The 15,026-nt window shown below is 42.9% G+C and carries 11 protein-coding genes; 6 read left to right on the top strand and 5 right to left on the bottom strand.

The genetic code is table 11. The annotated features are described in order from the left end of the window. Entirely contained in the window at positions 1 to 1,605 is a 1,605-nt protein-coding gene (locus SNR28_RS05350; protein ID WP_375748181.1) for a methyl-accepting chemotaxis protein, read from the bottom strand. Positions 1,606 to 1,959: 354 nt separating this feature from the next. On the opposite strand from SNR28_RS05350, the gene SNR28_RS05345 reads away from it, so the two are divergent. Continuing rightward, positions 1,960 to 2,643 carry a MaoC family dehydratase gene (locus SNR28_RS05345; RefSeq protein ID WP_375748180.1) on the top strand — a complete coding sequence of 228 codons (684 nt, stop codon included), beginning with the start codon at positions 1,960 to 1,962 and terminating at the stop codon, positions 2,641 to 2,643. Between the two features lie 88 nt (positions 2,644 to 2,731). Here the strand turns inward: SNR28_RS05345 and SNR28_RS05340 are convergent, their stop codons facing one another. Then, the gene (locus tag SNR28_RS05340; protein WP_375748179.1) at positions 2,732 to 3,550 is read right to left on the bottom strand and encodes a phosphate ABC transporter substrate-binding protein; all 819 of its coding nucleotides are present in this window, start codon (positions 3,548 to 3,550) and stop codon (positions 2,732 to 2,734) included. 180 nt (positions 3,551 to 3,730) lie between these two features. Here SNR28_RS05340 and SNR28_RS05335 point away from each other — a divergent pair, with 180 nt between their 5' ends. After that, positions 3,731 to 4,090, top strand: coding sequence for a DUF3024 domain-containing protein (locus SNR28_RS05335; RefSeq protein WP_375748178.1), 360 nt, complete (start codon positions 3,731 to 3,733; stop codon positions 4,088 to 4,090). Positions 4,091 to 4,110: 20 nt separating this feature from the next. Here SNR28_RS05335 and SNR28_RS05330 read toward each other — a convergent pair whose 3' ends face one another. Together SNR28_RS05330 and rnb are read right to left on the bottom strand one after the other, a co-directional pair. Beyond that, complete coding sequence (locus tag SNR28_RS05330; RefSeq protein WP_375748177.1) at positions 4,111 to 4,911, bottom strand: helix-turn-helix transcriptional regulator; 801 nt, start codon at positions 4,909 to 4,911, stop codon at positions 4,111 to 4,113. Between the two features lie 63 nt (positions 4,912 to 4,974). Then, positions 4,975 to 6,975, bottom strand: coding sequence for an exoribonuclease II (rnb, locus tag SNR28_RS05325; protein WP_375748176.1), 2,001 nt, complete (start codon positions 6,973 to 6,975; stop codon positions 4,975 to 4,977). Between the two features lie 381 nt (positions 6,976 to 7,356). On the opposite strand from rnb, the gene SNR28_RS05320 reads away from it, so the two are divergent. The 4 genes from SNR28_RS05320 (at position 7,357) to SNR28_RS05305 (ending at position 13,623) form a co-directional block, all read left to right on the top strand. Further along, positions 7,357 to 9,234, top strand: a complete 1,878-nt coding sequence (locus tag SNR28_RS05320; RefSeq protein ID WP_375748175.1) for a DEAD/DEAH box helicase — start codon at positions 7,357 to 7,359, stop codon at positions 9,232 to 9,234. A gap of 304 nt (positions 9,235 to 9,538) precedes the next feature. Beyond that, entirely contained in the window at positions 9,539 to 10,726 is a 1,188-nt protein-coding gene (locus SNR28_RS05315; RefSeq protein ID WP_375748174.1) for an acetate/propionate family kinase, read from the top strand. Between the two features lie 299 nt (positions 10,727 to 11,025). Further along, positions 11,026 to 12,963, top strand: a complete 1,938-nt coding sequence (locus SNR28_RS05310; RefSeq protein ID WP_375748173.1) for an alpha-amylase family protein — start codon at positions 11,026 to 11,028, stop codon at positions 12,961 to 12,963. A 138-nt stretch (positions 12,964 to 13,101) separates the two neighbouring features. Beyond that, positions 13,102 to 13,623 carry a methylated-DNA--[protein]-cysteine S-methyltransferase gene (locus tag SNR28_RS05305; RefSeq protein WP_375748172.1) on the top strand — a complete coding sequence of 174 codons (522 nt, stop codon included), beginning with the start codon at positions 13,102 to 13,104 and terminating at the stop codon, positions 13,621 to 13,623. A gap of 15 nt (positions 13,624 to 13,638) precedes the next feature. Here the strand turns inward: SNR28_RS05305 and clcA are convergent, their stop codons facing one another. Beyond that, positions 13,639 to 14,982, bottom strand: coding sequence for a H(+)/Cl(-) exchange transporter ClcA (gene clcA / locus SNR28_RS05300; protein WP_375748171.1), 1,344 nt, complete (start codon positions 14,980 to 14,982; stop codon positions 13,639 to 13,641). Between the last annotated feature and the right edge of the window lie 44 nt (positions 14,983 to 15,026).

The raw sequence follows: 15,026 nt of genomic DNA, 5'->3' as shown, positions 1-15,026 counted from the left end.
TTAGTTTCCAATCTTAAATAATTTCACCGATTGATTCATTCTCTTGGCCTGATTGTTTACGTCTGCAATTTTAATGCTACACATATCCAATAAGTCACCATTGCTGTCAGAGATTTCTGTAAGCTGCGCGATAGAGTTGTTTAGCTGAATCAGAACATCATCTTGTTCGTTCAGGCTGTTGGAAATCATCTGAGACTGATCTTTTACTGTTGTCATATTTTGCTGAATCATGGATAAGCTTTTATCAAGTTCCAACGCGTCAACAGCGGTTTTATCGCTTTGTTCATTACAGTCGGCAATTTCCTTAACCACGGTTTTCATTTGCGCTTCGATGGTACTGACTATCTGATAGATCTCCTCTGTAGAATGGCTTGTTCTTTTCGCCAAGGCCCTAACTTCATCAGCCACTACAGCAAATCCTCTCCCTTGCTCTCCCGCTCGTGCTGCTTCAATGGCCGCGTTGAGTGACAACAGGTTGGTTTGCTCTGCAATTTCCTGTATCAACGTCATGGTGTTCACGATTTGATTAACGTTCTGACTTAGTGTGGAAACGGTGGCTTGGCTATTACTGAGAGTGTCTGACAGTTCACGAATATTCCTGGTTGTAGACTCAAGCGTTTTTTGTCCCTGAGTGGCATATTCGGACGCGATAAGGATTTCATTCACTGTGTCCTCGGTGTTGTGGGCAATATCCTTAATATTCACCGAGATCTCTTCAGTTGATGAGGCCATTAAGTTAGTTTGCTCTGACTGACTACTGAATCCATTTGAGACTGAGATAATCTGTTGGTTTATGTCGTGGGCATTGGCGCTTAACTCGTCAGACTCTGATTTGGATTTTTGTATATATTGCTCTAACTCTGCGAGTAATGAGTTGAGGTGCTTGCCAATTATAGAAAATTCATCGTTTCCTTTGTTGCTGGCTCTATAAGTCAGGTCATTCGACTCTTTTATATGTTTGATGAGTGTAAGTAGCTCATTCACCTTCTTGTTAATTCCAAGGGACGTCCAGTACAGCATCGATAAGAAAAGTAAAAATACGATGATGACAAATGTGTACTTTGCTTTTACAAGTTCATTTGTTTTGTTTGAAATACTATCGGTGATTACCCTACGAACGGAATCAAATTGCCGTTCAACAACGTGTGACGCCGTCCTTGTCTCACCTTGTAAACCCTGCTTGTAAGTTAAACCTATTTGTTGATTGAGTTGCTCTTTCAAGTAGGCCGAATCAGTACTACCTAATTTAGAGTACGCATCGACAAGATTAGAAAAGCTTTTTGAGTAGAGTTTTAAGTCCTGTTCAAGATTCGCGTTAACGACGACGCCTTGTTCAGATAATAAGTCCAGTAATTGGCCTCCATCTTGCAAGAATTTCTGTATGTTTTGGGAGAATTGATCGTAGTACTTGTCGTCTTTACGTAGCAGAAAGTCTTTTTCATTTCGACGTAGTTGCATCAGGGTAAGTTCGAGTTGGGAAAGATTATGATCCGCAATCATTAACTTGCTTATTTTGCCTTCGAAATAGGAAAAGCTAAATAATGAAATAACGATGCTTAGAAGCGATGTAAAGCCAAGTAAATAGAGTTTATGTTTGATTGTCATTTCGGTCTCTAGGTAGTAGCAAACTGAAGCTGAAATTTAACAAACTAGAACGGTAATCAAAGCGAATACTACGCAGCATGCAATACCTAAAGATAAGTTTGCGAGTGGTATTTGAATGTACAGACTATTACAAATAAACATTAGGTGGAGTTCGAGCTCTAATTGTATAAGAGATCGGATGAGTGTCACAATCTAATAAAATAGTGTTTTATTGTGTATCTTATTGAATAATAGATAAAAACACCTTGTCGGCCTACACCTGTACGCTCGAAACCATTTGCAACATATTGTGATCTCATTCAAAATTACGGCCACGCGGTTCAGAGATGAACTTTTTATTAACTGAGGGCTTATATGAAAGTTGTTGATATTCTATTCCACAAGCGTGAATCATTAACCAAACATCACCTTGAATTGAGAGGATTGATGTCTCCGGTTTTAAAAGAATATTGGAACGGTCTTGTAACTAAAACCAGCTCTAACCATTTGGTAGGTTGGGTTAAAGAGCATGCATTGCCCGCAGTTAATGAAGAAGTAAAACCAACTCAGGAAGAGACATTCGAGCTTTCTGAAGCTGCTGCGGAACTCTACGTAGAACTTACACAGCAACTTGGAGAAGAAATCCATGTAGGCGACTGGGTATCCATCGATCAAGAGCGTATCAACTCTTTTGGTGAAGTAACAGAGGATACTCAGTGGATTCACACCGACCCCGAGCGCGCTGCCACGGAATCTCCGTTCAAAACCACGATTGCCCATGGCTTTCTGACGCTTTCAATGCTTTCTAAGATGACTGATAGTGTTGACCCGGAAAACCCTATGTTTCCAACCGCAAAAATGGTTGTGAATGTTGGATTGAACGAAGTTCGTTTCCCATATCCGGTAAAAGCGGGGAATCGTATTCGCACTCGTAGTACGCTAAAGAAGGTAACACCTATCCGCAAAGGCCTTGAGATAGAGCGAGAATTAAAGGTTGAGATAGACGGAGTAAGACGTCCGGGTTGTGTTGTCGTTTCTGTTATCCGACTATACTTCTAAGAGACTCGTTCTTTAAAACAAGTTTATTCATTAAGGGAGCTGAATTCAGCTCCCTTTTTGCATCGAATGAAAAATGTTCGGCTTTTTGTTACTTAGTCGGTGTGTAGCCGTATTGGCTTATGAGTGATTTGGCCTGTTCGGATTTAACAAACTCGATAAAACGAATAGCACCGTCACTTACACCCTGTTTTTTATAGAGAATGATAAAGGGTCTCGCTAGCTTGTATTCACCAGAAGCGATGGTCTTTGGAGTTGCTTCCACCCCTTCAAATTTTAATTCTTTAATTGAACGGTCAACTGAACCATCTGAGATAAAACCAATTGCATGTGGATTGTTTGAAACAAGGCTCTTAACCATGCTGTTGCTATTAACGACCAGATTATTTGGATTGATGGCTGACACTTGCTTTCCTTTGATAACACGAGTCAATCCAGTAAGCGTTTCAAAACTGTACCTTGATCCTGAAGAAGCCTCCCTGGTCACTACAGCTATAGGTGTATCGGTGCCACCAATTTGACTCCAGTTAGTTAGCTTTCCTTTGTAAATATCAAATAGTTGCTCTCGAGAAATGTCAGTCAGAGAATTCGCATGATTTACAACAACCGCGAGACCATCGTAAGCAAAAGGGTGCACAATCAAATCATCTTCTGAAAGTTCGCCCTCAGTTATATATCTAGAGCTCATACCTATTTCCGCAACACCCTTTTTGACTAGTGTAACGCCCGCAGTGGATCCAACACCTTGTACTGCGATGTACGATTCGGGGTGAGTGGTGTTGTACTCCTCGGCTAATACATCCATGATTCTGGCAACGGATGTTGAACCAGATACATTTATTTCTTCAGCTTGAACAGATAAAGAAGTAACGAAAACAGCAAGTAGCGCGCTTACCGCGAAACGGAACATAGATGACTCCTGAACAGATTGATTCAGTTAGATTAATAAGTTAGCTAAGGATTTTATTTCCAAAATATGACGTTAGTGTGACGTTAGCGACATCTTTGATTAGCTGCATGCATTAGACAGTGAGAATATTTATGACAAGCGTATTATTATGAAGGAAAGGGTGTAACAGAAGAGTAGAGCATGAAACTATCTGAGTTAGAGCTATTTCGGCTCGAGAGAGCGTTGCTAAAGTTTTGCCAGAATCGAAATCGGAACGTGCCGGCTGAAATGGGTAAGGCTCAATACGAAGTTGTTTCTGATGGTGTGTACTTCTCTAAACAATGTTTTTTACTTGATTCTTCACATATCAATGCGATTATCCCGGTAGCGAAACTGGTTTATAACGCAAAAATGTCGAGATGGAGGCTCAAAGTCGCAGAATCCAAATCAGGCGAGATGGATCAGCTTGAATGGTACGATTACCCTCATCTTAATGAAACTAAAGATTATGAGGAGCAACTGGAAGAGTTGCTCCATGATCCACACAATATCTTATGGTAAGGGTAGGGTGAGTGGCTTAGTTAGCCACCGTGAACGATGCGTTGCCTAAACTCTTTCGGCGTAATTCCCTGCACGCCCTTAAAAGCGGTACTAAAGTGTGCCGCACTCTTGAAGCCTGATTCAAAGGCAATCTCTGCTATCGATTTGTTGGTAAGGCGTAACTTCGTCGCTGCATAGTTTACTCGTTTCACCTTGAGTATCTGAGAGAAGCTTAACCCTTCCGCAGCGAGTCGACGTTTCAGGGTTGCAGTCGACATACCAAGGAAACGCGCTGTATTTTCAAGAGACACTTCATTTTCGATATTGAGTTCGATAAATCGAATCACTTTTTGAGCAGCACTCTGATTACATGCCCTCTGTAAAATCGGAATATGGCCTGGAGAGCTTGCGATAACTTCCATAATTAAGGCGACCGATAAGGCTTCAAGCGTAGGATCTGAGCTGTTGTTCTGAGCCGCTTCTATCAAGAGCAACAAAATACTGGAAGCAATCGCCTTATGTTCGTCAATAGGGGCAAACGAAGATTCATCTGTGTACGTTTTTTGTGGTAGTTGCAGGTAAAATTGCTGCAGTAAGCTCGGTTCGAAGGTGATGATCTTTGCGGCAAATTTATCATCCACCGGGATTGATTCGAGATTTTTGAACTCTTCGGAGTGATATATGGTGAATTGACCAGCGGCAAGCTCACGTTTTTCTTGCTCGTGGGTTTGATACTTAACTTGCCCTTGCTCAACTAAAATGATGCCACACTGGGTAACGGGGTAGCGATCTTTTTTACGTGTGGTAAAGCTACTGTGGTTGTAGATGGTAATTCTTGCCATATTCTTTTTTCTTATTCAATAAAAGGCGCTCTCTACCGAACGCCTGTACCACCAAAAAGCTAATTATTCAGTTTTACTCTCTGGTTCATCCTTTGGAGAATCTGAGAATACTTCTGTAGGCTTAGCGACTATACTTCGATTTTCTAAATTAACTTCCGTAAGCACTATTTCTAACACATCTCCCAATTTGTAAACGTGATCCTTGTCTATGGATACCGTACCATCTTCGCTGTTACATACGATCCGTGTCTTGTTATCCAAAATTAGTGATACTGGAATAAATGCTGTCGCCCCATTTTCTAAAATTCTTACACGCATTCCGGCGCGGTTAATATCGAAAATTTCAGCAGAGTACTTGGTTTCATTTTTTGGCTCATTAATTAACGTTCGAGCGTATAACCAATCAGCGACATTCCTTTCGGCGATTCGGTGATGTTTCTTATGAACGGCCAGTTCTTCACCAATAGCGTTGTCCGGTTGTTGAACAGGATCTTTTTGTAGAATGTGTGCCTTAAGTAAACGGTGGTTAATCATATCGCCATACTTACGTATAGGAGAAGTCCAGGTAGCGTATACATCCAAACCCATCGCAAAATGGTCAGAAGGCGTATTGCTAACCTCACTGTAGGCCTGGAACTTGCGAATACGGTTATCTAAATAAGAGGTGTCCTGAGCATTTAGCCAACGTCTGAGCGCACTGAATCCTTCAAGTGTTGTTAAGCTTTCCTCAGTAAAAGGAAGCGACTCGTCAGGATTCACCAGTGCGACGATATCTTTAATCTTCTCAGGCTTAAATCCTGAATGGGTATTGAACACGCCTTTTTCAAATGATTTCGCCAATACTCGTCCTGCGCAAATGTTCGCCGTAATCATTGCTTCTTCAACCAGACGATTCGCAGTTCTTCTCTCATCGGCATGAATAGCAACAACATCGTTGTCGTCGCTAAGTTCGAATCTATAGTCGGGACGGTCAGGGAAAACGACGGCATTTTCCTCACGCCAGTCTGAGCGCGCCTGAGCAAATTTGCTGAGTACGGTAAGTACGTCTGCGATTTCTTTTTCTGGAGCCCAGTGATTTTCACTATTTTGTTCCAACCAATCTGAAACATTGTCATAGCTTAAACGAGCATGAGACTTAACAGTCGCAGCAAAAAACTTGATGTCATCCAGTATATTACCTTGTGTGTCGACTTCTACAGTACAGCAAAGTGCTGGGCGTACTTCATCCTGAATAAGAGAACACAGGTCATCAGCAAGATCGCGAGGAAGCATAGGGATGTTTCGACCTGGTAGATAAATGGTAAAACCACGCTCACGGGCTACTTTATCCATCTGATCGTCTGGAGAGATATAAGCGGTTGGATCCGCGATAGCAATCGTTACTTCAAAGTTACCACTGTCTAGCTGGCGAGCAAAAAGCGCGTCATCCATATCTTTTGTGGACTCGCCATCGATGGTCACAAACGGTGTACTTGTCAAATCGACTCGGTTTAGCTCCTCGTCGTCGTTCAGCGTCCAGTTTTCAACACCTTCAGGCTCACTATTTGGTAAATCATTTTCAGCAAGTGTTACCCACCATGGTGCGATTTTGTCATCGAAGTCGGTTATTTTCTCACTGACTTCCACAAAAAAAACATTGTCACCCTTTAGAGGATGTCGGATTAAGTGTCCGACAACCCAGTCCCCTTCATTAAGGGTTTCAGGGTTAAGTCCCTTCTTTGCTTTCGCTTTTAAAGACAGTCTCTTTAATTGAGGAATATCAGGAACCACATTCAGCTTTCCTTTGAACATCTTAATACGCCCGATAAAGCGATTAAGGCTCTGTTCAATGAGCTCATCCGGCTCTGCGACTTCTTTGTCTTTTTCTGTACGAATAAGTGCGACAACCTTGTCACCATGCAGGCACTTCTTCATATACGGTGGCGGGATAAAAAAGCTGGTTTTGCTATCTACTTCTAAAAAGCCGAAGCCTTTGTCGGTAGCTTTGATGGTGCCTTCTTTTTTAGGGATATTTTCTTTGATTTGCTGCTTGAGCTGGGCGAGTAAAGGATTGTCTTGAAACATCTCGATTATATTTTGCTGAGTAATTCCGCACACTATAGCATCGACGGGGCATTTTACTACCATGAGCAAAGGGAATTTTTGTGTCTATACCTCTTATTAGTAAGGCAAAATGTTGCAATATGATGTTTTGATGTCAAAAGAGCGATAATTAGGAACAAAAGTGTGATGAAATTCAATTTTTTCTGGCTTTTTATAAAGAGATAAGGCAGAATCTCGCACCCTTAACGATGTCCCTGTAAGCTTGAAGCTTTTTTATACTGCCTGTGCGTATCTTTTGATATGTCGTTAGATTTGAATGGACTCCGCGTGTAGCGAACGTAGCAGTATTCGAATTGGAAGAGCAAATGGGACCAGATATTAATCATATACAATAGGATCCCAATGCAAGATTCCGAAATTCAATTCAGCCAATTAGCGCTGAATGACGCCCTTTTGTCTGCACTTAACGAAATGGGTTTTGTTTCCCCTACACCTATTCAGGCTGCAGCGATTCCTTTCCTTCTGGAAGGTAAAGACGCTCTGGGTAAAGCTCAAACAGGTACAGGTAAAACAGCGGCATTCTCTCTTCCGATACTTAACGCTCTTGATATCAAACAATACAAGCCACAGGCGATTATCCTTGCGCCAACTCGTGAGCTTGCGATTCAGGTTGCAGCGGAAATCAAAAACCTTGGTCGTAACATCAAGGGACTAAAAGTTTTAGAAATCTATGGTGGTGCATCTATCGTAGATCAGATGCGTGCTCTTAAATCTGGTGCGCACATTATTGTTGGTACTCCAGGCCGTGTAGAAGACCTTATTAAGCGTGATCGTCTGCATCTTGATGAAGTAAAAACCTTCGTACTGGATGAAGCTGACGAAATGCTGAACATGGGCTTTGTTGACGACGTAACTTGGATTATGGAGCACGCTCCTGAGTCAGCACAACGCGTTCTGTTTTCTGCAACTATGCCTCCAATGCTTAAAACTATCGTTGATCGCTTCCTACGTGAACCAGCACGTATCGATGTTGCGGGCAGCAACCACACGGTAGAAAAAGTAGAACAGCAGTTCTGGGTAGTGAAAGGTGTAGAAAAAGACGAGGCGATGTCACGTCTTTTGGAAACTGAAGAGACTGATGCTTCTATCGTATTCGTAAGAACACGTCAGGATACTGAGCGTCTGGCAGACTGGCTTTCAGCTCGCGGTTTTAAAGCGGCTGCACTTCACGGTGATATTCCACAGTCTCTGCGTGAAAGAACCGTTGATCACATCAAAAAAGGTGTTATCGATATTCTGGTTGCGACTGACGTGGTTGCACGTGGTCTTGATGTGCCGCGTATTACTCACGTATTTAACTACGATATTCCTTTTGATGTTGAATCATACATTCACCGTATTGGACGTACTGGTCGTGCTGGACGTAAAGGTAAAGCGATCCTTCTTGTTCGCACTAACCAGATCCGCATGCTTCGCACAATTGAGCGTGTTACTAAATCAAGCATGGAAGAGATCCAACTTCCTCTACGCGACAAAGTAGCACAGGCTCGTCTTGAGAAGCTTGGTACTGAACTTGAGCTAGAGAAAGAACACACTTCACTAGAGAACTTTGCTGAGCTAGTAGAAAAGCTTCAGGAGTCTCTGGAGATCGATACAACAACTTTAGCGGCAATGCTGCTAAAACGTACTCAAGGCAAGCGTCCTTTGTTCTACAAAGGTCCAGACCCGATGGTTGCAGCTATCGAGCGCGATAAGCAACGTCGTAAAGAGCGTCGTGAAGGTGGACGTGACGGACGCCGTGGCGAAGGCCGTTCATTTGGTGGTAACCAGGATTGGGATACTTACCAACTACAAGTTGGTCGTGAGCAAGGTGTTCAGGTTAAAGATATTGTTGGTGCACTTGCAAATGAGCTTGGTTTGACCAAAGGCTCTATCGGTGCAATCAAACTGGCACAAGGTCATACGTTTGTGCAGCTACCAAAAGCTATGAACTCTGAAACTGCGGGTAAACTTCGCAAGTTACGTATTCGCCAGAAAGAAGCGGGTGCAGTAGTTGTAGATTATGATGACTTCCGTGAAAGAGGCGGTCGTCGTGACGGAGGTCGCAGAGATGGTGGTCGTCGTGAAGGTGGATATCGTGGAAACCGCGATGGTAACCGAGACGGAAACCGTAACCACCGTGGTGGTGAGCGTCGTTTCGACAGAAACCGTGGTGGTGACAACAGAGGTAGCTACCGTGGTGAACGTTCTGGCGGTCGTGGCCGACGCGACGAAGCGTAATTAATCGTTAGCTTCTAAACTAATTTTGAATCCGGGTTTCCTTTTGGAATCCCGGATTTTTTATTTTCTAGTCCCTAAAAACTTATCATAGAGTGTGTTTTTGTAAATTTGTATGTGATTTGTCATTAAATTCTAGCATCTAACTAAATACATGTTTGATCTTGGTCAATAAAAAACACTTCCTTTTCGAAGCTGCAATCAATAAAAGTTGAATTATTCAAATTTTATTGAATAATAAAGGCAACTCCACAGCTACAACGCATCTAAGATGCAAACTCGATAGGCAATATAGGAAATAAGTCCAATGGCAAACAGCTTCGTACTCGTGATTAACTCAGGTAGTTCTTCACTGAAATTTGCAGTAATTGATTCAAACACAGGTGACGCAGTCTTAAGTGGTCTGGGCGAGTGTTTTGGATTACCTGAATCAAGAATGAGTTGGAAATACCAGGGTGAGAAAACGGAAGTTGCTATTACTGAAGAGGGCAACCATCACCAGGCCGCTATTTCTCGATTAGTTGATTTAGTTCAGGAGCTAGGGCTAACGCAGGACGTGGTAGCCGTTGGCCATCGAGTTGTACATGGTGGTGAGACATTCACTAAGTCAGTGCGCATTGACGAGCAAGTTATTAAAGATATCGAAGCTGTACAAGATCTTGCCCCACTGCACAACCCAGCTAATATTTTGGGCATTCGCGCCGCATTAGAAGCTTTCCCATCACTTCCACAAGTTGCTGTTTTTGATACTGCATTCCACCAGACAATGCCACCGAAAGCGTTTACCGGTGGTATTTCACACGAGCTATACGAGCAATATGGTATCCGTCGTTATGGCTTCCATGGTACAAGCCATTACTACGTGAGTCGCGAAGCAGCGAAAATGCTGGATAAGCCTGTTGAAGAGTCGAGCTTTATCTCTGTTCACCTGGGCAACGGTGCTTCAGTTTGTGCGATTAAGGATGGCGAGAGTGTCGATACTTCTATGGGTTTCACTCCGTTAGCTGGTCTTATGATGGGTACGCGTAGTGGTGACCTTGATCCAGGTGTTATCGAGTTCCTTATGAAGAAGGGATGGACTCAAGAGCAGATCTTCGAAACTCTTAACAAGAAGTCTGGCTTCCTGGGTGTTTCTGGCCTTACTAGTGATGCTCGCGGTATTCTTGAAGCGATGGAGCAGGGCCACGAGGGTGCTAAGCTTGCGTTTGAAGTATTCACATATCGTGTTGCTAAGTACATCGGCTCTTACATGATTCCTCTGGATAGCCTTGATGCAATTATCTTTACAGGTGGTATTGGTGAAAACTCAATGCCTATCCGTAGTGAAATTCTAAGCTACCTAAATCTGCTAGGCTACACAGAGTCGAAAGAAGGTAACGAAGCGGCACGTTTTGGTGAAAGTGGTATTATCACAACAGATGAAAGCCGTATCGCAATGGTAATCCCGACCAATGAAGAGCTGGTTATCGCTCAGGATGCGATTTCACTTATCTAATTCGGAACACAGTTTTCGGAAGAAGCGAGCTATGATGGCTCGCTTTTTTTATACCTGAAGGCATATTTTGTTGTATTTAGGTGGTCGTATCAGGATCACACTAACAAACTTAATTGCGTCTTAATTATCTTAATGTAATCTTAATATCGCCTTATCTATTTATTGGCTTAATAAGATCTACTAATCTTTTTAGCGCTTACGGCCCCTTTTGCACGTATATTTCGTTGGTTTTTTAGTTCAGGGCCTCAAAATACTTAAACGATAAAGATAATTGATATTTAAGACTTACAGGAGCTGAGATGCAAAGTTCAGATATCGCTGCTAAAGCGTTGAATAAAGTTCTATCTACTATTGAACTGCCTAAGCTGACTAAAAAAGATGAGAAGGTATTTCATGAAAGGTTACGCCAGAACTTTCCTTCTCTCTTTGAAAAGCTGTACCAACTGTACGGAGAAAATTACGATTTCTTTTATCATCTTCAACAGTTAGTTGTCGGTCTGGCGGATGCATTTGCGAATAGAAAGAGAAAACTAAAGAACCAGGATATTGAGCGACTGAGTCATCCACGTTGGTACCGTAGTGAGAAGATGCTTGGTATGGCGTTGTACGTTGATCTGTTCGCAGGCGATCTGTCCAATCTGATTACAAAGATTCCATACCTAAAAGAACTGGGTGTTAACTATGTGCATCTGATGCCGTTGTATAAATCTCCAGAAGGAGACAGCGATGGCGGATATGCTGTATCGGATTACCGAGATGTGGACAAGAAACTAGGCAACAAAAAGGATCTGGTTAAGGTTGCAGATGCCTTTAACGATGCTGGAATTAGCCTTGTCTTGGATTTTGTGTTTAACCATACCTCTAATGAACACGAATGGGCACAAAAAGCGTTAGCCGGTGACGAGCAATACGAAGACTACTATTACTTCTTTGAAGACGAAAAAGAGGTTGAAGAGTACAACCAAACTTGCCGTGAGATTTTCCCAACGGTGAGACGCGGGAGTTTCACTTATCTGGAAGAGAAACAAAAGTGGGTTTGGACAACATTTAACAGCTTCCAGTGGGATTTAAACTTCTCTAATCCAGAAGTGTTTAACGCCATCGCTGGTGAAATGTTATTTCTGGCCAACATCGGCTGTGAAGGCTTGAGACTGGATGCGCTGGCGTTTATCTGGAAAGAGAAATGGACGCAGTGTGAGAGCTTACCTAAAGCTCATACTCTTATTCAATCATTTAACTTGTGTCTTCAGATTGTTGCACCTTCCGTACAATTTAAGTCTGAGGCGATAGTCCACCCTGATGAAGTCGCTAAGTATATCGGCAAAGAGGAATGCCAGTTATCTTATAACCCTCTTATGATGGCGTTAATGTGGGAAAGCCTTGCAACAAGAGAAACGAAACTACTGACGGCGTCACTTAAGAAGAGCTTTGAAATTTCAGACGATTGTAGTTGGGTGAACTATATACGTTGCCATGATGATATCGGTTGGACATTTGATGATGTAGTGGCTCAGCAACTGGGAATCAATGGCTTCGACCACAGGCAATTTCTGAATCGTTTTTACACAGGTAGATTTAATGGCTCGTTCTCTATGGGGGTTCCATTCCAGGAGAATCCAACGACGGGTGATTGTCGAGTTTGTGGTTCGCTCGCTTCTCTTGCTGGTTTAGAGAAGGCGATTCAAACCAATGATCCATTGCGGATCGAATACAGTGCTAAGCGTGTTCGATTAATGAATAGCATAAACCTGAGTATCGGAGGTATTCCTCTAATCTATCAGGGGGATGAGTTGGGTATGTTGAATGATTATAGTTATGAAGACGTACCTCATAAGAAAGAAGATTCGAGGTGGGTAAATCGTCCAGCAATCACTAAAGAAGCTGTTACCTTGTCACAAACGCAAGGTACACCACAATGGCGGATTCACCAGGACCTAACTCAAATGATAAAGCTTCGTCAGGAAAACCAGGTGTTTGGTGAAGCAAGTACCGAAATTCTGGAAACTTATCAGCCACATCTTTTCTCTTACATAAGAAGACATGAGAGTGGCGATAAGTTGCTGGCGATATGTAACTTTGCTGAGAAGACGCAGACGATTCCTAAGTCTATATGTGATGCGCTTGGTTCCGGTGAGGTTGTTGATATCCTATCGGGTGAGCCACTAAAGCACTTTGAGATAGATGGAGAAGAAATACTGTTAAATGGTTACGATGTTGTGTGGTTTAAAGTTAGTTAACCATTAGCAAGATTCTAATCAACGTAGAGCCCCGACAGTAAAATGTCGGGGTTTTCATTTCTGAAACGATAAAACGCTTATCAACCGTTCACTCAAGCTTTAAAATGGCGCTTCGATTTACAAGGTACGAATGTTTTAATGAACCAAATTCACGTTCAATACTATAAATCTCCAGTAGGAGAACTCTTAGTTGGTGTCCACGAAGACAAGCTATGTCTTTGTGACTGGCGTTATAGAAAAATGCGTCATGCTATTGATAAACGCATCTGTGACAGGTTGAAAGCGGAGTATGTTGAAAGCGAAACAGATGTGGGCCATCAAACTATCACTCAGCTTGAAGAGTATTTCCACTCCAAAAGACGCAACTTCAACCTCCCTTTGTTGCTGGTAGGAACTGAGTTTCAAAAGCAAGTGTGGAAACAACTGGTCGAAGTGGAATTTGGTGATACTGCAACGTATATGGAGCTTGCTGTCGGTATTGGCAACAAAGATGCGGTAAGAGCAGTAGCGAATGCGAACGGCGCAAACGCGATTTCTATCATTGTTCCATGCCATCGAATTATTGGCAGTGATGGCAAGCTCGTTGGATATGCTGGTGGCCTTGAAGCAAAGCGCAAACTTCTTATGCTAGAGCAGGATATGTTTGCGCCTCAAGCTTGATTTATCTTTCTGATCCTAATCTAACTTCCAGTTCTTATGTTTTAGTTCTAGCAATGAAGCGTATAGCGGTTGACCTCCAATTGCCTGCGCGATGAAAGTCGCACCAAGACAAGTTACCAGTATTGGTAGAATAAGTTGGTAGTTGTTCGAAATCTCGACCACCAATACGACACCAGTTAATGGTGTCCTTAAGCTTGCCGCAATAAGTGCTCCCATTCCGGCCACTGCGTACATTCCAGCTTCTGAAGACATATCGGGTGCGATGCCCGATATAAGCACGCCATAAGTCATACCCAGAAAAGTTCCTAGCGTTAAAATGGGCGCAAAGATGCCTCCTGGTGCACCTGATGAGAAACATGCGATAGTACCGATCAGTCGAAGCACAAAGAAGAATGCCATGATCGACAGGGGAGCGGGGTTAGTAAACAGATCTGCAATTACAGGTAAGCTACCACCAGAAAGGATGGGTAACGAAACGTGGATCACTGAAAATACTGCGCCAAACATTGTTCCGGTGATGACAAGTTTCGTCATGCTATTACCGTGGAACTGTTTCATCTTCACCGTTGCAACCAGTATCATTCGGTTAAAATAGACACCAACCAGACCGAAGATCATACCTAGCGCAGCAAAAGAGGGCAGAGACGAGAGGGGTGGTGTGGAAAATTCCGGTATCTGAAGAATGGCGTTTTGCCCGTTCAGGTATTCCATGACAACCGTGCCAGCGATTACCCCCAGAGTCACACACTTAATCGAAGTAAAGTTATTGATAAAGTGACGACGCATCTCTTCGTTAACAAACATGATGGCCGCTAGTGGCGTATTAAATGCCGCAGCCATACCTGCAGCAGAACCTGCAGCTATTAGGATATGTTGGGCTTGATCATATTTTTTCGCTTTGCTGGCAACCATTCTGCCAACGGCGCCTCCGAGCTGAATCGAAGGACCACCTCGCCCAAGAATCATTCCGGAACTGATGGACATAATTGAGGAAACAAACTTAACGGGCAAAACACGATACCAACGAATATCATGTTCACCCACTAATGCACCTTCGATGTGTGGGATACCACTGCCTTCGGTTTCTGGAGCAAAACGGTAGGTAAGCCAGAAGCCAAAGCCAGCTAAAACACCACCCGCAATAACAATAGTCACTGCCTGAGGTAAAAAATTGTCAGCGGAGTTATAATCAATGTACTGAATTCGCGCATCGAGCAACCAGTTTATAATGATATTGAAATAAGAGACAACGCCTCCGGCAATGGTACCGGCAATCCCTGAAAGCAGCACGACCGTAAAGTACTCTTTCTGAGTTGTGAAAAATTGAGGAATGAGTGCTGGGCGGGAAAGTTTAGCCATTGTTAAGTAATATAAATTCAGTTGATTTGCATTGGAGTGAGGGC

Source organism: Vibrio iocasae, from assembly GCF_042245395.1.
Classification (GTDB): Bacteria; Pseudomonadota; Gammaproteobacteria; order Enterobacterales; family Vibrionaceae; genus Vibrio; species Vibrio iocasae.
Note: the sequence above shows the minus strand (reverse complement) of the source record. Positions and strands in the feature narration are given on the sequence as shown.